An 18,432-nucleotide genomic window follows, 5' to 3' on the forward strand; every position below is an offset into this window, starting at 1 on the left:
GGTTCATGTCCGACACTGACGACTTTCGCATCAAGCAGATCGACCCCACGCTGCATAACGAGGACCTCGCTCCACTGGCGCCGGAGAAGCGCACCTGGGGCTGGTTCGAGATATTCAACGTGTGGTCCAACGACATCCAGAGCCTGTTCGGCTACACCCTCGCCGCGACACTGTTCATCTCCTACGGGCTCAATGGCTGGGCGGTGCTGGCCGGCATCGTGCTGGCCGGCTTCATCGTCATGGGCCTGGTCCAGCTGACCGGCAAGCCCAGCGTCAAGTACGGCATCCCCTTCCCGGTGTTCGCCCGCGCCAGCATGGGTGTGCGCGGCGCCAACTTTCCCGCACTGGTACGCGGCATCGTCGCCATCTTCTGGTACGGCGTGCAGACCTACTTCGCCTCCACCGCCGTGGCGCTGCTGCTCAACTCGCTGCTGCAACCGCAGGAACCCGCCCTGTACCTCGGCCTGACCGCCATCGGCTGGCTGTCCTACGTGATCGTCTGCCTGTTCCAGGTCGGCCTGTTCATCTGCGGCATGAGCTGGATCACCCGCTTCCTCAACTGGGCCGGCCCGCTGGTCTATGTGGTGATGATCGCCCTGATGATCATGATCTGGTACAAGGCCGGGCCGAGCCTGCTGGGCGAGCTGGGCAACATCTTCCGTGGCAGCGGCGACTATGCCGCCGGGCCGGTGGCCGCCTTCTTCGCCGTAGTCGGCACCATGGTCGCCTACTTCGCCGCCGTGGTAATCAACTACGGTGACTTCGCCCGCTTCGTCAAAAGCGAAAGGCAGATGACCATCGGCAACTTCCTCGGCCTGCCGGTGAGCCTGGCGTTCTTCTCGCTGATCGCCCTGGTGATTACCGCCGGCACCGTGGTGGTGTTCGGCGAGACGCTGACCAATCCGACCGACATCGTCGCCCGGGTCGACAACCTGACCCTGACCATCATCGCCGCGCTGACCTTCTTCGCCGCCACCGTGGGCATCAACCTGGTGGCCAACTTCATCCCGCCGGCCTACGACCTGGCCAACCTCGCCCCCGCGCACATCAGTGCCCGCACCGGCGGCTTCATCACCGCGGCCATCGCCTTCTTCATCGGTGCCCTGTGGGTGGCCTTCATCAGCAACGTCGGCATCGCCGCCTTCGTCGATACCCTGGGCGCGGTACTGGCGCCGCTGTACGGCATCATCGTCGCCGACTACTACCTGGTACGCCGGCGCAAGCTCGACCTGCAGCAGCTGTTCAGCGCCGAGGTCGGCTCGGCCTACTACTTCGACGGCGGCTGGAACCGCAAGGCGCTGGTCGCGTTCGTCGTTGCTTCGCTGTTCTCGGTGGCCTCGGTCTGGGTTCCCGGTCTGAGCCAGCTGTCGGGCTACGCCTGGCTGCTAGGCGCCCTGCTCGGCGCGGTGCTGCACTATGGCCTGATGCACGGCCAGGCGCAGGCGCTGAAACGCGCCAACGCCAGCGCCTGAACCATCAACGCGGGGACGAAGCCGGCGCCTGTGCACCGGCTTTGGCTTTCTGGCGTTCGAGAAAGTCGACCTTCCACTGCTCGAGCCCCATGTACTCGCTGTCCAGGTTGGCCTCGACCCGGTACTTCGCCTTGAGCGCCGCCACCTGGGCCGAGCGTTCGCCGAGGAAGCGGTCGAAACGGGCGATCAGCTGCGGCTGACGCACGCTCGACAGGTGGAAGCTGCCACGGGTATGCGGCAGCTTGGGGTCGAACACCAAGGCACCAGGGCGCGCCCGGATGTTGTCGAGGTAGTGGGTTGCCACCACCACGTTGAAATAGGCGCCATCGGTGTCCTGCTTCAGCGCCTGGCGGATCATCTGCCGCAGGTCGTCGCTGTAGCTCAGCTGAATCTGCCCGTCGTCGATGCGCTGCTCGTAGCCTCGCGGCGTCCAGCCCTGCACCATGGCCAGGCGATGAATGCTGTCCAGCGCCTGCCCCTGACGTTGCGGCGCCACCAGCACGCCATCGACGTAATCGACCACCGCCGCGCTGTAGTGCAGCGTCATGCCGGTCTTCTGCGCGCCGGCCCAGAGCGGGCTGTCCGGGTACTTGAAGTCGATCTCGCCGCGCTGCAGCGCCGGCAGCAACTGCTCGACCGGCAGCGCCCTGTAGGTCAGGTCGATGCCGCTGTCGGCGGCGAAGGCGTCCAGCACCTCACGGGCGAACCCCTGGTACCTGCCCCCGGCATCGAGGCTGTAATGCGGAGCGAACGGCAGGTCCTCCACCCCCACCACGTAGGTCTGTGCCCAGGCAGCGGGGGACAGCAGAACGGCAAACAGCAGACAGGGTCGTACGGGCTTCATTGCGAGCCTCCTTGTTTTTGTTGTGGGATTCCGATCAGGCCGTCTCAGCCGCCGGTCATGCTCATGAAGCGCACCACCTGCACCTGCTCGTCGCTGGCGAAGTGGTGCCGCTCGGGCTTCAGGCGCAGCGCCTCGACCAGCGCCTGGCGCAGTCGCTCGCCGTCACCCGGATGCGCGCGCAACAGGCGCTTGAGGTCCAGCGCATCGTCATGCCCGAGGCACAGCACCAGCTTGCCTTCGGCAGTGACCCGCACGCGATTGCAATCACCGCAGAAGTTGTGGCTGTGCGGGGAAATGAAACCGACCTGGGTCTGCGTACCGACCACCTGCCAGTAGCGCGACGGCCCGCCGGTGACCTTGTTGCTGCGCACCAGCGCATGGCGCTGCTCGATGCGCCGGCGCACCTCGTCACTGGAACAGAAGGTCTGCTCGCGACTGTGGCTGACCACGCTGCCCAGCGGCATTTCCTCGATGAAGCTGATATCCAGGCCACGGGCGATGGCGAACTCGACCAGATCGAGCACCTCGTCGTCGTTGCGCCCGCTCTGCACCACGCTGTTGAGCTTGATCCGCTCGAACCCGGCAGCACGCGCCGCCTCGATGCCCGCCAGCACCTGCTCCAGCTTATCGCGCCGGGTAAAGGCGGCAAAGCGCTCGCGCTGCAGGGAGTCCAGGCTGATGTTCAGGCGACGCACACCCGCTGCACGCAACGGCGCCGCCAGCTCGCCAAGCTGCGAACCGTTGGTGGTGATCGCCAGGTCCTCGAGCTCGTCCCGCGCGCCCAGGCGCTGCAGCAGGCTCAGGACGTTCTTGCGCACCAGCGGCTCGCCGCCCGTGATGCGGATGCGCCGCACGCCCAGCGCGATGAAGGCGTCGGCCACGGCATAGGCCTCTTCCAGGCTGAGGATCTGCTGACGCGGCGCGAACTGCATGTCTTCGCTCATGCAGTAGGTGCAGCGAAAGTCGCAGCGATCGGTCACCGACAGACGCAGGTAGGTGATGCGACGACCGAACGGATCGACCAGTTGATGGGTGTGCACGGTGGGTCTCCTGCAGCGTCACGCGCCGAGACTTTCTTGTCATGGATATTGCTGCGCGGGATAAAAACAGAAAAGCGTTTTCTTGTATACAACAATTTGACCCAAGGGTCAGATAAGCGCCAGGCAGCCCGCAGCCGTTGCCTTGAGCCCCGCGCGGAGCCGGTGCTACCATGCCCGACCGCCGCCCGGCGGAAAAGGAAAACACAGGGCCTATGACCAGCATTCGCGAGCGTAACAAAGAGCTCATCCTGCGCGCAGCCAGCGAGGAGTTCGCCGACAAGGGCTTCGCCGCCACCAAGACCAGTGACATTGCGGCCAAGGCCGGCCTGCCCAAGCCCAACGTCTACTACTACTTCAAATCCAAGGAAAACCTCTACCGCGAGGTCCTGGAAAGTATCGTCGACCCCCTGCTGGCCGCCTCGGCCCCCTTCAACCAGCCGGGCCACCCGAGTGAAGTGCTAACGGCCTACATCCGCTCGAAGATCCGCATCTCCCGCGAACTGCCACACGCCTCCAAGGTATTCGCCAGCGAGATCATGCATGGCGCACCGCACCTGTCGCCGGAGCAGACCGAACAGCTCAACGCCCAGGCCAAGCACAACATCGCCTGCATCCAGCGCTGGGTGGACCAGGGGCTGATGGCCCCGGTCGATCCGCACCACCTGCTGTTCAGCATCTGGGCCGCGACCCAGACCTATGCCGACTTCGACTGGCAGATCTCCATCGTCACCGGCAAGGCCAGCCTGGACGATGCCGACTACGAAGCCGCCGCACAAACCATCATCCGCCTGGTGCTCAAGGGCTGTGACGTCGACCCGCTGCCATCGAGCGCCTCCGAGCTGGTGACCAGCGCCTAGATTGACGCAGGATCATTCGTCGACTCTGCAGGAACGCTGCGTGCACCCGATCCGGCGTCGGGAAGACCACGGATTACCGCTGCATCGTTCTGGTGGATGTGAAAAGCGACATCCACCCTACGTAGCAGCTCCGTACATGACACTTCGCGGGGCGCCTTACGCATCCAGCCCTCGCAGAATCGTGGGTTACCGCTGCACCGTTCTGGTGGATGTGAAAAGCGACATCCACCCTACGTAGGGTTCTGTTCCGCGTCATGGGGTGGATCGCGCCGTGCCGATCCACCGCCCTGGTCGCCACCCGCAGGAAATCCGGGCGGCTGCCTGATCCCTAGACCCCGGGATCCGCCTTCAGGCCAAGCGACTCCAGCGCGCCGAGCGCGCATTGCTCGTCGATGTCCGAGGTGTCGCCGGTAATGCCGACGGCGCCAATCACCGCGCCATGCTCGTCACGAATCAGCACGCCGCCCGGAGCCGGCACCAGGCTGCCCTCGGCCAGGGTATTCACCGCGCCGATGAAGGCCGGACGCTGCTGCGCGTCGTTGGCGATCGCCCGCGAACCCTTGCCGAGCGCCAGCGCACCCCAGGCCTTGCCGATGGCGATCTGCGGGCGCAGCAGGCTGGCGCCGTCCTCGCGCTGCAGGCTGATCAGGTGGCCGCCGGCATCCAGCACCGCCACAGTCAGCGGCGCAGCGCTGAGGTCACGCCCGACGGCCAGGGCATTGCGAGTGATGTTCACCGCTGTGGAAAGAGTGATCGTGGTCATACAGGTTCTCCAGAAAAGCGAATGGGCATTCGCCGCACAGGCCGGTGAAGGGCACCTCTATAAACTACCTGCGTTGCCATCGCGGCGTTAAAAACAGGCTCAGAATGCTCATTTACAGCACGTAAACTGCGCTTCTTCGCCTGGTTCTGCCTTGCGCTGACTGCCTCGCCTACGTTTCTAGAGGTGCCCTGAAGGTGTGCGGCATGGATAAGCGCCTTATGCAATAGCTGAAGAGAAGGTTTGTTGCAACAACAAAACACAAAATCAATAAAATATGTACACAATATTTTTATCTGAAAATCACAATCAAAGTATCGAGCATACGGGCTAGTCCGCCCGGTTCTCCCAGTACCCCGGCGTGTTGTAGATGTCCTTGAGATAGTCGATGAAGAAACGCACCTTGGCCGGCAGATAACGCTGCTGCGGATAGACCGCCTGGATGTCGTAGGCCGGGATCTCGTAATCGTCCAGCACCGTCACCAGCTCGCCAGCCTTGAGCTCCGCCTGGATCTCCCAGGTCGAACGCCAGCCGATGCCCAACCCCTGCTTGACCCAGTTGTAGAGCAGCTCGCCGTCATTGCAGTCGAGGTTGCCCGCCACCTTCACCGCCACCTGACGCCCTTCGCGCAGGAAGGTCCAGCCACGCTGCTGACCGCCCTGCAGGTTGAACGCCAGGCAGTTGTGCCGCGCCAGATCCTCGAGGGTGCGCGGCACGCCATGCAGCTCGAAGTAGCCGGGTGCACCGCAGACCACGCGGCGATTGGGGAACAGCTTCACCGCGACGTAGTTGGGGTCGGTGACCTCGCCGATGCGGATGCCCATGTCGTAGCCCTGGCGCACCAGGTCGACCAGGCTGTCGGTGAAGTTGAAGGACAGCTTCAGGTCCGGGTAGCGCAGCAGGAAGGCCGCCGCATGCGGCGCAATGTGCCGCCTGCCGAACGCCGCCGGGGCGGATACCACCAGGTGCCCGCGCACCGACTTGCCGCCGCGGGCCACGCTGGCATCGGCTTCATCGAAGTCCTTGAGCAGGCTGCGTGCACGGTCGAGGTACTGCTCGCCGAGGTCGGTCAGTTGCAGGCCACGCGTGGAGCGGTGCATCAGCTTGACGCCGAGATGGCGCTCCAGGGCATCCAGGCGCCGCCCCATCACTACAGGGGTCACGCCTTCGCTGAGCGCGGCGGCGGCAAAGCTGCCGTTGTCGGCGACCAACACGAAACAACGGATAAGGGTATGGCGGTCCATTCGATACTCCAGATATCGACAGAACTGAAGTATCCAACAATTCCGTCGTTCCGGTACAGCCGTCATCCTTGCTCCCAAGAAGAAAAACCACCGACTCGGAGAACAATGGTCATGGCCAGAATGAGAGCAATCGAGGCAGCCGTACTGGTGATGCGTCGCGAAGGTGTCGACACCGCATTCGGTGTCCCCGGTGCCGCCATCAACCCGCTCTACGCTGCACTGAAGAAACTCGGCGGAATCGATCACGTCCTGGCTCGTCACGTCGAAGGCGCCTCGCACATGGCCGAGGGTTACACCCGCACCAACGCCGGCAATATCGGCGTATGCATCGGCACCTCCGGCCCGGCTGGCACCGACATGGTCACCGGCCTGTACTCGGCCAGCGCCGACTCCATCCCGATCCTGTGCATCACCGGCCAGGCACCGCGTGCACGCATGCACAAGGAAGACTTCCAGGCCGTCGACATCACCAGCATCGTCGGGCCGGTCACCAAGTGGGCGACCACCGTGATGGAGCCGGGCCAGGTGCCGCGCGCATTCCAGCGTGCCTTCCAGGAAATGCGCAGCGGCCGACCGGGCCCGGTGCTGATCGACCTGCCGTTCGACGTGCAGATGGCCGAGATCGAGTTCGACATCGACGCCTACGAGCCGCTGCCGGTGGCCAAGCCGAGCACCACCCGCGTTCAGGCCGAGAAAGCCATCGCCATGCTCAACGAGGCCGAGCGCCCGCTGCTGGTCGCTGGCGGCGGCATCTTCAACGCCGACGCGGCGGACAAGCTGGTCGAGTTCGCCGAACTCACCGGCGTGCCGGTGGTGCCGACCCTGATGGGCTGGGGCGCGATTCCCGACGATCACCGGCTGATGGTCGGCATGGTCGGCCTGCAGACCTCGCACCGCTACGGCAACGCCACCCTGCTCGCCTCCGACCTGGTGTTCGGCATCGGCAACCGCTGGGCCAACCGCCACACCGGTTCGGTCGAGGTGTACACCGAAGGCCGCAAGTTCATCCACGTCGACATCGAACCGACGCAGATTGGCCGCGTGTTCAACCCGGACCTGGGCATCGTTTCCGACGCAGGCAAGGCGCTGGATGCCTTCCTCGAGGTCGCTCGCGAATGGAAGGCCGCTGGCAAGTTGAAGGACCGCAGCGCCTGGGTCGACAGCTGCCGCGAGCGCAAGCGTACGCTGCAGCGCAAGACCCACTTCGACAACGTGCCGGCCAAGCCGCAGCGCGTGTACGAGGAGATGAACGAGGCCTTCGGCAAGGACACCTGCTACGTCAGCACCATCGGCCTGTCGCAGATCGCCGGCGCGCAGTTCCTGCACGTGTACAAGCCGCGTCACTGGATCAACTGCGGCCAGGCCGGTCCGCTGGGCTGGACCATTCCGGCGGCCCTCGGCGTGGTCAAGGCCGACCCGGCACGCCAGGTCGTGGCGCTGTCCGGCGACTATGACTTCCAGTTCATGATCGAAGAACTGGCTGCAGGGGCGCAGTTCAACCTGCCGTACATCCACGTGCTGGTGAACAACTCCTACCTGGGCCTGATCCGCCAGGCGCAGCGCGGCTTCGACATCGACTACTGCGTGCAGCTGGCGTTCGAGAACATCAACGCGCCGGAAATCAACGGCTACGGCGTCGACCACGTCGCGGTCGTCGAAGGCCTCGGCTGCAAGGCGATCCGCGTGTTCGACCCGAACGAGCTGCAGAACGCCTTCGCCGAAGCCAAGCGCCTGATGGCCGAGCACCGCGTACCGGTGGTGGTCGAGGTGATCCTGGAGCGGGTCACCAACATTTCCATGGGCACCGAGATCAACGCCATCAACGAGTTTGAGGAACTCGCCGAGCGCGGCGTCGACGCCCCGACCGCCATCGCGCTGCTGGATTGATGCAACCCATCCCCTCTCCCGCCTGCGGGCGGGGGGAGACACACGAAAGGAGCGACACCATGCCCCGTTTTGCTGCCAACCTGTCCATGCTGTTCACCGAGGTGGACTTCCTGGACCGTTTCGCCGCCGCCGCCGAAGCCGGCTTCAGCGGTGTGGAATACCTCTTCCCCTATGACTTCGCGGCAGAAGAGATCAAGGCCCGCCTGGACGCCAACGCCCTGAGTCAGGTGCTGTTCAACCTGCCAGCCGGTGACTGGGGCAAGGGCGAGCGCGGCATCGCCTGCCACCCGGATCGCGTCGAGGAGTTCCGCGCGGGCGTCGACCAGGCCATCGCCTACGCCCAGGTACTGGGCAACAAGCAGATCAACTGCCTGGCCGGCATCCGCCCGCAGGGTGTGGACTGCGCCACCGTGGAGAAGACCTTCGTCGACAACCTGCGCTATGCCGCAGGCAAGCTCGAAGCGGCCGGCATCCGCCTGGTCATGGAAGCCATCAACACCCGCGACATCCCCGGCTTCTACCTGAACAACACCCGCCAGGCCCTGGAGATTCGCGACAAGGTCGGCAGCACCAACCTGTACCTGCAGTACGACATCTACCACATGCAGATCATGGAAGGTGACCTCGCCCGTACCGTCGAGACCAACCTGGCTGCCATCAACCACGTGCAGTTGGCCGACAACCCGGGCCGCAACGAGCCGGGCACCGGCGAGATCAACTACCGCTTCCTCTTCGAGCACCTGGACCGCATCGGCTACCAGGGCTGGGTCGGCTGTGAATACAAGCCGGCAACCACCACCGCTGCCGGCCTCGGCTGGATGAAAGCGCACAACGCAATCTGAAAGCTGCACCTGTAGGAGCGGATTCATCCGCGAACACCGGCGAAGCCGGTGCCACTCACCGCGGTGTCCGCTTCGCGGGTAAACACGCTCCTACAGGCTCGGCTCATCACCTACAACGAGGTTATCTCTCATGGCTAAAATCGGATTCATCGGCACCGGCATCATGGGCAAACCCATGGCGCAGAACCTGCAGAAAGCCGGCCACACCCTGTTCCTCTCGGAGCACCACGACCCGGCCCCTGCCGACCTCCTGGCCGCCGGCGCCATCGCCCTGGCCAACCCGCAGGAAGTCGCGCAGGAAGCCGAGTTCATCATCGTCATGGTGCCGGACACCCCGCAGGTCGAAGACGTGCTGTTCCGCGACAACGGCGTGGCGAGCGGCGTCGGCGCCGGCAAGGTGGTGATCGACATGAGCTCGATCTCCCCCACCGCCACCAAGGCCTTCGCCGAGAAGATCAAGGCCACCGGCGCCGCCTACCTGGACGCCCCGGTATCCGGCGGCGAAGTCGGTGCCAAGGCCGCGACCTTGTCGATCATGGTCGGTGGCTGCCCGAACGCCTTCGAACGCGCCCTGCCGCTGTTCCAGTCCATGGGCAAGAACATCACCCGCGTCGGCGGCAACGGCGACGGCCAGACCGCCAAGGTGGCCAACCAGATCATCGTCGCCCTGAACATCCAGGCCGTGGCCGAAGCCCTGCTGTTCGCCGCCCGCAACGGCGCCGATCCGGCCAAGGTGCGTGAAGCGCTGTCCGGCGGCTTCGCCGGCTCGAAGATCCTCGAAGTGCACGGCGAGCGCATGATCAAGGGCACCTTCGACCCAGGCTTCCGCATCAGCCTGCACCAGAAGGACCTCAACCTGGCGCTGTCCGGTGCCCGCGAGCTGGGCCTGAACCTGCCCAACACCGCCAATGCCCAGCAGGTGTTCAGCACCTGCGCGGCCCTCGGCGGCAGCGGCTGGGATCACTCCGCCCTGATCAAGGGTCTGGAGCACATGGCCAACTTCAATATCCGCGGCGAGTAACACAGCGCCCTCTCCCCCGCCCCCTCTCCCGTAAACGTGAGAGGGGAGACAAGCAGCTTGGCGTTGCACGGATTTTCGGCGTACGCCAAACAAGTCCCCTCTCCCACTTGTGGGAGAGGGTCAGGGAGAGGGGCTTTGCTGTTCGCCCACCCTTTCGACCTTCCTGGCAGGAGGTGTCACGGCCCGATTGCCAGGTTGGTCGATTCCATTCCCCAGGTGCTGCCAGGCGGCGCCTGGGGAATGGAATCGATCCAGCATCACCCTGACGGACATGCCGCGCAGGCACCCCGGCTCATCGACTCCTACGCGGCCTGCCCGCCTCCCTCATCCGGCGCCTCGCGCCACCTGCTCCCGCCAGGAGAAGGCCATGAAGAAAGGCGTCGCTGCGCGACTCTCAAGCCAAGACCAAGAGAACACCGCCATGACCTTCGATCCGCAACGCCTGCTGCGCGACCTGTTCGCCACCGCCATCGCCGCCGCGCATCCGCGCCAGGTGCTGGCCGACCACCTGCCCGCCGACCGCAGCGGCCGCGTCATCGTCATCGGTGCCGGCAAGGCGGCTGCGGCCATGGCCGAGGTCATCGAGCAGGAGTGGCAAGGCGAGGTGAGCGGCCTGGTGGTGACCCGCTACGAACACGGCGCCGAGTGCAAGAAGATCGAAGTGGTGGAAGCCGCCCACCCGGTGCCGGACGACGCCGGCGAGCGCGTAGCGCGTCGCGTGCTGGAGCTGGTGTCCAACCTCTCGGAAGACGACCGGGTGATCTTCCTCCTCTCCGGCGGCGGCTCCTCGCTGCTGGCCCTGCCGGCGGCGGGCATCTCGCTGACCGACAAGCAGGCGATCAACAAGGCGCTGCTGAAGTCCGGCGCCACCATCGGCGAGATGAACTGCGTGCGCAAGCACCTCTCGGCGATCAAGGGCGGCCGTCTGGCCAAGGCCTGCTGGCCGGCCACCGTCTACACCTACGCCATCTCCGACGTGCCCGGCGACGAAGCCACGGTGATCGCGTCCGGCCCCACCGTGGGCGACCCGACCACCTCGGCCGAGGCCCTGGCGATCCTCGCGCGCTACGCCATAGACATCCCGAGCAACGTGCGCAGCTGGCTGCAGGACCCGCGCTCGGAAACGGTCAAGCCGGGTGATCCGGTACTCGCCCGCAGCCACTTCCAGCTGATCGCCACCCCACAGCAGTCGATCGACGCCGCTGCCGCCAGGGCCGAGGCGGCTGGCCTGCCGGTGCTGATCCTCGGCGACCTGGAAGGCGAATCGCGCGACGTGGCCAAGGTGCACGCCGGTATCGCCCGCCAGGTGCAGCTGCACGGCCAGCCGATCAAGCCGCCATGCGTGATCCTCTCCGGTGGCGAAACCACCGTGACCGTGCGCGGCAACGGGCGCGGCGGGCGCAACGCCGAGTTCCTTCTCAGCCTCACCGACAGCCTCAAGGGCCTGCCCGGTGTCTATGCGCTGGCTGGCGACACCGACGGCATCGACGGTTCCGAAGACAACGCCGGCGCCATCATGACGCCCTACAGCTATGCCCGTGCCGGCATCAAGGGCCTGTCGGCCCGCGACGAACTGGACAACAACAACGGCTACGGCTACTTCGCCGCCCTCGACGAGCTGATCGTCACCGGGCCGACCCGTACCAACGTCAACGATTTCCGCGCTCTCCTGATTCTCGAGGCCCCAATCCAATGAACGCTGACAAGAAAGTGAAGATCCTCGCCACCCTCGGCCCGGCGATTCGCGACGCCGCGCATATCCGCCAGCTGGTGGAGGCCGGGGTCAACCTGTTCCGTCTCAACTTCAGCCACGGCGAACATGCCGATCATGCCCAGCGCTACCAGTGGGTACGCGACGTGGAGCGCGAGCTGAACCAGCCCATCGGCATCCTCATGGACCTGCAGGGGCCGAAACTGCGCGTCGGCCGCTTTGCCGAAGGCAAGGTGCAACTGGTCAACGGCCAGAGCCTGCGCCTGGATCTGGACGCCACGCCCGGTGACGCCAGCCGGGTCAACCTGCCCCATCCGGAAATCATCGAGGCCCTGCAACCGGGCATGAGCCTGCTGCTGGACGACGGCCGCCTGCGCCTGAAGGTGACCGGCAAGCAGCGCGACGCCGTGGACACCTGCGTGGTGGCCGGCGGCGAGCTGTCCGACCGCAAGGGCGTCAACGTGCCCGAGGCCGTGCTGCAGCTATCGCCGCTGACCGAGAAGGACCGCCGCGACCTGGCCTTCGGCCTGGAGCTGGGCGTGGACTGGGTGGCGCTGTCGTTCGTGCAGCGCCCCGAGGACATCATCGAAGCCCGCGAACTGATCGGTGGCAAGGCCTTCCTCATGGCCAAGATCGAGAAACCCTCGGCCGTCACCCACCTGGAAGACATCGCCAGGCTGTGCGACGCCATCATGGTCGCGCGCGGTGATCTGGGCGTGGAAGTGCCGGCGGAGAACGTGCCGCGCATCCAGAAAGACATCGTGCGCACCTGCCGTCAGCTCGGCCGTCCGGTGGTAGTGGCCACGCAGATGCTCGAGTCCATGCGTTTCTCCCCGGCGCCGACCCGGGCCGAAGTCACCGACGTGGCCAACGCCGTGGCCGAAGGCGCCGATGCGGTGATGCTGTCGGCAGAAACCGCCTCCGGCGACTATCCGCTGGAAACCGTGCAGATGATGAGCAAGATCATCCGCCAGGTGGAGAGCGGCCCGGACTACCAGAGCCAGCTCGACGTCGGCCGTCCGCAGGCCGAAGCCACGGCCAGCGATGCCATCAGCTGCGCCATTCGCCGCATCAGTTCGATCCTGCCGGTGGCCGCGCTGGTCAACTACAGCGAGTCCGGCGCCAGCAGCCTGCGCGCCTCGCGGGAACGGCCGAAAGCCCCGATCCTGAGCCTGACGCCGAGCCTGACCACCGCCCGCCGCCTGACCGTGGCCTGGGGCATCTACTCGGTGGTCAACGAACGCCTGCGCAAGGTCGAGGAAGTCACCAGCACCGCCCTGGAGATTGCCCAGGCCCAGGGCATGGCCAAGCGCGGCGAGACAGTGGTGATCACCGCCGGCGAACCCTTCGGCCAGCCAGGCAGCACCAACAGCCTGAGGATCGAAACGCTGCATTGAGGCGTAGCCCGGATGAAATCCGGGAATGCCCCAGCCTCCCGTCCGGGATTCCAACCGGGCTACGCACCGCGCCGGCGCCCCTCTCCCGCGTATGGGAGAGGGGTTGGGGGAGACAGCTCTCTTGGCACATCGATCATGCTTCCACTGACAACTGCCTACCCCGCCCTGCAGAGCCTGCGCGCCCTGCTCAGCGGCTTCGCCCAGATATTCCTCCAGCAGCACCCGGGCTGTGGCCTGCTGGTGCTGCTGGCCATCCTCGTCGGCGCGCCGGAACTGCTCGCCGGCGCCCTGCTCGGCGGTCTGACCTCGACCCTGGTCGCGCAGCGCCGCGGTTACCCGCCCGCGGACATCGCCATCGGCCTGTACGGCTACAACGGCATCCTGCTCGGCCTGCTGCTCAGCCTGAAACTGCCCTGGACACCACTGCTGCCCGTGCTGATCGTCACCAGCGCCGGCCTTTCCAGCCTGTTGCTGGCCCCCTGGATGCAGCGCATGCGCCAACAGGGCTGGCTACCGGCCTTCACCTTCCCCTTCGTGCTGCTGGGCTGGTTGCTCCTGGCGCTGACGGCCCAGCTGCAATGGCCGACCGACACACCACCAGCGCCCCCCGGTATGCCTGAGCTGAACGCGCCGCAGCTGCTGCTGGCCGTGCTGCGCGGCCTCGGCCAGGTCATCTTCCTCGACTCGCCACTGGCCGGACTGTGCCTGCTGCTCGGCCTGCGTCTGGCCGATGGCCGTGCGGCCTTCTGGGCGCTGCTCGGCTCGAGTGGCGGGCTCGCCCTGGCAATCACCCAGGGCTGGCCCGACGAGGGGGCACTGGCCGGCCTGTTTGGTTACAACGCCAGCCTCGCGGCCATCGCCCTGGCCCAGGTGCACCGCAACCCGCTGGCACCGGCAGCGGGCATCCTCCTCGCCCTGATTCTGCAGCCGGGTTTCAGCGCCGTCGGGCTGCCGGCCCTGACCATGCCGTTCATCCTGACCTGCTGGCTGATCAGAGCCGGCGCACAAAGCTGGCAGCGCGCAGTGAAGGACAGCACACCGACAGGTTAATATCGCGCCATGAGCCGCTCAGGGAACCCCAGGATCATGGACAGACGCACACTCGGCCTCGGCCTCGGCCTGCTGCTGGCTGCAGCCACGGCCAGCGCAGAAACCAGCCCCAGCCTGATCGGCCCGGTCAGCGACGTCCTCGTCAGCGAGGATCGCAGCGGCCCGCAGCAGGAGGGCTGCCAGACGTTCACCGTCAGCGCGGCGATGGTCGCCGACTTCCTGCGCCACGCCATCCTCATCACGCCGCGCCAGGAACACGACTGGTACCTCTACGGCCCCTGCCAGGCGCACGGCACCTTGCGCACGCGCTACGGGGAATGGCAGTGGCAGTTGCTCAACCTGGGCACGGCACGCATCACCGCAGTGACCGGTGACAGCTTCATCCTGGCCGACCCACGGGAGGAGTCGTCGCTGGCGGGGGAATGAGCACCCGCCCAGCGAGACGCTGCTGCACTCACAGAGACAATGGCACAACGAACGGACCGTCCGACCTCGTGCCCACGCCCCCGGATACAACGAACAGTATGGATACCAAGCGACTCAACGAGACCAGCAAGTTCCTCAGCTATGTGCTCAGGCATGAGCCGCAGGCAGTCGCTCATCGCACGGTGCCGATGAGCTGCCTGGCATAGATCCACTCGATGTTTCCGTAGGGAGCCAGATCGTTGAGGCGTCCGTACAGTTCGGCAGCCATGTCCGGGTCGTCTTCCACGTACCTGGCGTAGGCCATTCGATGAAACAGCACCTCACCCAGAGCGTCCTGCTGCTCAGTGCCCTTCAGAGCACTCAGGCCCTTGGCGATCTGGTCGCGGTTGAAATCCCCCCGCCACATCTGAATCAGCGCGCCGTAGTGCCCCGCATCGTTGGCGGCAGAGAACTCGACCTGCGCATCCAGCCAGGCGTCAGACACGGACTCGCCAGAGCGGGCCTTGATGTAGCTGTAGGTCAGCGCCACGTAGGCTGCGAGATCGTCTTCCGGCCCGGCAGGCTGAGTGCGAGAAAGCGCTCGCGCTGCATCCGACCAGCGTTCCAGCCTCATGTAGCAGAACGCTGCGACGATGTATTCCTGAGAGAGGTCGCCCTGGCCTGCAGCCATCTGCTCGGCAGACGGCGACTGCTCCAGCCCAAGCATCGGCACCAGAATGGCCAGCGCATCGGATGCCCTGTCCAGGCTGAACAGGATCGCAGCCTTGGTCGACAGCAGCTCTTGCCGCAGTTCGGCGTCGGGCGCCAGGGCAAGCGCCTTGTCGATGGCCTCCAGCGCCGGCTGTGACCTGCCGAGCGAGTCCAATGACTCAGCCTGGCTACGCAGAGCCAGAGCCAGCTCGCGATCGCCCGTGGCGAGCGTTTCAAGTCGCTGAGCCAGCGACAGCAACAGCTCGTTCATGTTCTCCAGCGGATTTGTCGCAGGCTTCGGCGGCTCTGCACCCCGTCCTGCACAGCCAGCCAGCAGCACGACAGACAACAGCAATGTGCAGCCACGTATCCAGCCGATGAACCCCGACGCGCCAGGAGCGCCCTCGACCAGTGAACCAGAGTCACGCCTCATCAACACTATCCTTGTATGAAGACCTGCGATGGCAACGCGTTGCTTCACGCTCAACGGAGCGCAATGCGGAGGCGCGTGTCACCCATCCGTTGAACAGCAAAAAAACGGCGCCGAAAAACCGGCTCATGTTAGCTCACATGGCATCTTGCCACCAAGCGTGATTTGCTGGGTGGCGTCACGATTTCTACCTCGTAAACGTCCACGTCCCCCCAGCAGCGGCCAGCAATCCTCGCCGTCCCTTGCCCTCTCCCCCCTTCCTGCCTAGGCTGTGCCCCTTTTCAGATTTCGGACATTGCCATGGACAATCGGCAGAGCTGGCGTCAGCGCCTCTACATCATCATCTTCGAGACCAGCACGCCGGCAGCGCAGCGCTTCGACAACTGGCTGCTGGTGGCCATCCTCACCAGCCTGGTGGTGGTGATGCTCGACAGCATCGAGCGCTTCCACAACCAGTACGCCGGACTGTTCAGTGCGCTGGAGTGGTTCTTCACCGCACTGTTCGCGGTCGAATACGCCTTGCGCCTGTACTGCTCGCCCAAGCCGCTGCGCTATGCCTTCAGCTTCTTCGGCCTGGTCGACCTGCTGGCCGTGCTGCCGGCCATCCTGGCGCTGATTTTCGCCGACGCGCAGTACCTGATGATCGTCCGCGCGATCCGCATGGTGCGCATCTTCCGCGTGCTCAAGCTGCGCCATTACCTGACCCAGGCCAATTTCCTGCTGGTGGCGCTACGTGGCAGCAAACAGAAGATCATCGTCTTCCTGGTCAGCGTCTCTACCCTGGTCACGGTGTTCGGCGCGCTGATGTACGTGGTCGAAGGCCCGGCCCACGGTTTCACCAGCATCCCCACCAGCATCTACTGGGCAGTGGTGACGCTGACCACCGTGGGCTTCGGCGACATCACGCCGAAGACGCCGCTGGGGCAGATGCTGGCGACGATGGTGATGATCACCGGCTACTCGATCATCGCCGTGCCGACCGGCATCTTCACCGCGGAACTGGCCAATGCCATGCGCCAGGATGGCCAGATGGAGCACGACTGCCCGCACTGCCGCAAACCCCGCCACGAGCACAGTGCGGCGTTCTGCAACCGCTGCGGCGGACCGCTGTTCACGCGCTGCGATCCGGCCTCTTCAGCGCCTCGCGACAGGCGTGAAACAGACTGAAGCAAAACCGATGGGCCAGCGCGTGGTCATAGAGTCGCCCGCTGGGCTATAAAGCCGCCTTTTTTACGCTGAAGGAAGCGCCATGGCCGTTACCACCAATGAAACCACGGCACCTGCCAAGGCGGCGTGGATTGGCCTGATTCTCGGGCCACTGCTGCTGCTCGCCTGCCTGCTCACGGAGCCGCCTGCCGGACTCTCCAGTGCCGCCTGGGCCACCATCGGCCTGACCCTGCTGATGGCGACCTGGTGGTCCACCGAGGCCATCCCGATTCCGGCCACGTCGCTGCTGCCGATCCTGCTGATCCCGGCGCTGGGCATCGACAGCCTCAACGCCGCCAGCGCGCCCTACGCCAACCCGACCATCTACCTGTTCCTCGGCGGTTTCATCCTCGGCCTGGCCATGGAACGCTGGAACCTGCACAAGCGCATCGCGCTGATGACGCTGCTGGCCGTGGGCAGCAAGCCGAGCCGGCAGATCGCCGGCTTCATGCTGGCCACCGCCTTCCTCAGCATGTGGGTGAGCAACACCGCCACGACCATCATGATGCTGCCCATCGGCCTGTCGGTGGTGGCCATGCTTGCCGGCGAACGGGACTCCGGTGGCGCCGAGCGCGAGCGCTTCGCCACCGCACTGCTGCTGGCCATCGCCTACGCCGCCAGCATCGGTGGCATCGCCACGCTGATCGGCACCCCGCCGAACGCGTTGCTGGCGGCCTTCCTGGCCGAGAACTACGACGTGCAGATCGGCTTCGGCCAATGGATGCTGCTGGGCCTGCCCGTGGCGTTCGTGATGCTGGTGCTCACCTGGTGGTGGCTGACCCGTGGTGGCTTCAAGCTGGCCGGCCACGACAGCTCGCAGCTGATCCGCAGCGAGCTGGCCGAACTCGGCCCACTGAGCCGTGGCGAGAAGCTGGTGGCCCTGGTGTTCGTGCTCACCGCCCTGGCCTGGGTGTTCCAGCCGCTGATCGCCGACAAGTTACCCGGTGTCAACGACACCAGCATCGCCATCGCAGCCGCCATGGCCCTGTTCATCATCCCGGTGGACACCCGCAAGCGCGTGTTCCTGATGAACTGGGAAAGCGCCAGCAAGCTGCCCTGGGGCGTGCTGCTGCTGTTCGGCGGCGGCCTGTCGCTGGCCAGCGTGATTCGCAGCACCGGCCTGGCCGAGTGGATCGCGCAGAGCCTGGGGGCGCTGGGCGCCCTGCCGGTGATCGCGATGATCGGCGTGGTGGTCCTGGTGATCATCTTCCTCACCGAGGTGACCTCCAACACCGCGACCGCCGCCGCCTTCCTGCCGCTGCTCGGCGCCCTCGCCGTGTCCCAGGGCATGCCGGCGGAACTGCTGGCGATTCCCGCCGCCATCGCCGCCAGCTGCGCCTTCATGATGCCGGTGGCGACGCCACCCAACGCCATCGTGTTCGGCACCGGGCACATGAAGATCCAGTCGATGATCAAGGCGGGCTTCGCCCTCAATCTGTTCGGCGTGGTGCTGGTGACGCTGATCTGCTACCTGCTGGTAGGGCTGATCTGGGCGCACTGATCCCGGCTCGCACAAACGAAAAACGGCGCCTGCGGGCGCCGTTTTCATGTGCG

16 protein-coding genes are annotated in these 18,432 nt (G+C 65.6%); 11 read left to right on the top strand and 5 right to left on the bottom strand.

The annotated features are described in order from the left end of the window. Positions 1-5 precede the first annotated feature (5 nt). Positions 6-1,472 (top strand): NCS1 family nucleobase:cation symporter-1, encoded by a 1,467-nt coding sequence (locus FIV02_RS15000; protein ID WP_152489076.1) that lies wholly within the window; start codon positions 6-8, stop codon positions 1,470-1,472. 4 nt (positions 1,473-1,476) lie between these two features. On the opposite strand, the gene FIV02_RS15005 is transcribed toward FIV02_RS15000, so the two are convergent. Both FIV02_RS15005 and moaA read right to left on the bottom strand, forming a co-directional pair. Continuing rightward, positions 1,477-2,316, bottom strand: coding sequence for a transporter substrate-binding domain-containing protein (locus tag FIV02_RS15005; RefSeq protein ID WP_152489077.1), 840 nt, complete (start codon positions 2,314-2,316; stop codon positions 1,477-1,479). Between the two features lie 44 nt (positions 2,317-2,360). Next, on the bottom strand, positions 2,361-3,356 hold the full coding sequence (gene moaA, locus FIV02_RS15010; RefSeq protein ID WP_037050536.1) for a GTP 3',8-cyclase MoaA: 996 nt from the start codon (positions 3,354-3,356) through the stop codon (positions 2,361-2,363). 212 nt (positions 3,357-3,568) lie between these two features. Between moaA and FIV02_RS15015 the strand changes: the two genes are divergently transcribed. Continuing rightward, positions 3,569-4,213 carry a TetR/AcrR family transcriptional regulator gene (locus tag FIV02_RS15015; RefSeq protein WP_047588626.1) on the top strand — a complete coding sequence of 215 codons (645 nt, stop codon included), beginning with the start codon at positions 3,569-3,571 and terminating at the stop codon, positions 4,211-4,213. Between the two features lie 328 nt (positions 4,214-4,541). On the opposite strand, the gene FIV02_RS15020 is transcribed toward FIV02_RS15015, so the two are convergent. Both FIV02_RS15020 and FIV02_RS15030 read right to left on the bottom strand, forming a co-directional pair. Continuing rightward, a complete protein-coding gene (locus FIV02_RS15020) occupies positions 4,542-4,976 on the bottom strand; it encodes a heme-binding protein (RefSeq protein WP_037050531.1) in 435 nt (144 codons plus the stop codon). Positions 4,977-5,303: 327 nt separating this feature from the next. Beyond that, positions 5,304-6,218 (bottom strand): LysR family transcriptional regulator, encoded by a 915-nt coding sequence (locus FIV02_RS15030; RefSeq protein WP_152489078.1) that lies wholly within the window; start codon positions 6,216-6,218, stop codon positions 5,304-5,306. Positions 6,219-6,329: 111 nt separating this feature from the next. Here FIV02_RS15030 and gcl point away from each other — a divergent pair, with 111 nt between their 5' ends. The 7 genes from gcl to FIV02_RS15065 all read left to right on the top strand — a co-directional run bounded on the left by gcl (position 6,330) and on the right by FIV02_RS15065 (position 14,552). Continuing rightward, positions 6,330-8,105, top strand: coding sequence for a glyoxylate carboligase (gene gcl / locus FIV02_RS15035; protein WP_037050596.1), 1,776 nt, complete (start codon positions 6,330-6,332; stop codon positions 8,103-8,105). A gap of 59 nt (positions 8,106-8,164) precedes the next feature. Continuing rightward, a complete protein-coding gene (gene hyi / locus FIV02_RS15040; RefSeq protein ID WP_037050527.1) occupies positions 8,165-8,947 on the top strand; it encodes a hydroxypyruvate isomerase in 783 nt (260 codons plus the stop codon). A 130-nt stretch (positions 8,948-9,077) separates the two neighbouring features. Then, positions 9,078-9,968, top strand: a complete 891-nt coding sequence (locus FIV02_RS15045; RefSeq protein WP_037050525.1) for a 2-hydroxy-3-oxopropionate reductase — start codon at positions 9,078-9,080, stop codon at positions 9,966-9,968. A 421-nt stretch (positions 9,969-10,389) separates the two neighbouring features. Further along, a complete protein-coding gene (locus FIV02_RS15050) occupies positions 10,390-11,664 on the top strand; it encodes a glycerate kinase (RefSeq protein ID WP_152489079.1) in 1,275 nt (424 codons plus the stop codon). Further along, on the top strand, positions 11,661-13,076 hold the full coding sequence (pyk, locus tag FIV02_RS15055; RefSeq protein ID WP_047588620.1) for a pyruvate kinase: 1,416 nt from the start codon (positions 11,661-11,663) through the stop codon (positions 13,074-13,076). The genes FIV02_RS15050 and pyk overlap by 4 nt, the downstream gene beginning before the upstream one ends. Positions 13,077-13,211: 135 nt before the next feature. Then, positions 13,212-14,126 carry an urea transporter gene (locus FIV02_RS15060; RefSeq protein WP_152489080.1) on the top strand — a complete coding sequence of 305 codons (915 nt, stop codon included), beginning with the start codon at positions 13,212-13,214 and terminating at the stop codon, positions 14,124-14,126. A 36-nt stretch (positions 14,127-14,162) separates the two neighbouring features. Then, positions 14,163-14,552 carry a hypothetical protein gene (locus FIV02_RS15065; protein WP_152489081.1) on the top strand — a complete coding sequence of 130 codons (390 nt, stop codon included), beginning with the start codon at positions 14,163-14,165 and terminating at the stop codon, positions 14,550-14,552. Between the two features lie 172 nt (positions 14,553-14,724). Here FIV02_RS15065 and FIV02_RS15070 read toward each other — a convergent pair whose 3' ends face one another. Next, entirely contained in the window at positions 14,725-15,675 is a 951-nt protein-coding gene (locus FIV02_RS15070) for a hypothetical protein (RefSeq protein WP_152489082.1), read from the bottom strand. A gap of 297 nt (positions 15,676-15,972) precedes the next feature. Here FIV02_RS15070 and FIV02_RS15075 point away from each other — a divergent pair, with 297 nt between their 5' ends. Further along, positions 15,973-16,839, top strand: coding sequence for an ion transporter (locus FIV02_RS15075; RefSeq protein ID WP_152489083.1), 867 nt, complete (start codon positions 15,973-15,975; stop codon positions 16,837-16,839). Positions 16,840-16,921: 82 nt separating this feature from the next. Further along, positions 16,922-18,379 (top strand): DASS family sodium-coupled anion symporter, encoded by a 1,458-nt coding sequence (locus tag FIV02_RS15080; protein WP_037050513.1) that lies wholly within the window; start codon positions 16,922-16,924, stop codon positions 18,377-18,379. Positions 18,380-18,432 lie beyond the last annotated feature (53 nt).

This window comes from Pseudomonas sp. THAF187a (assembly GCF_009363395.1).
GTDB lineage: Bacteria > Pseudomonadota > Gammaproteobacteria > Pseudomonadales > Pseudomonadaceae > Aquipseudomonas > Aquipseudomonas khazarica.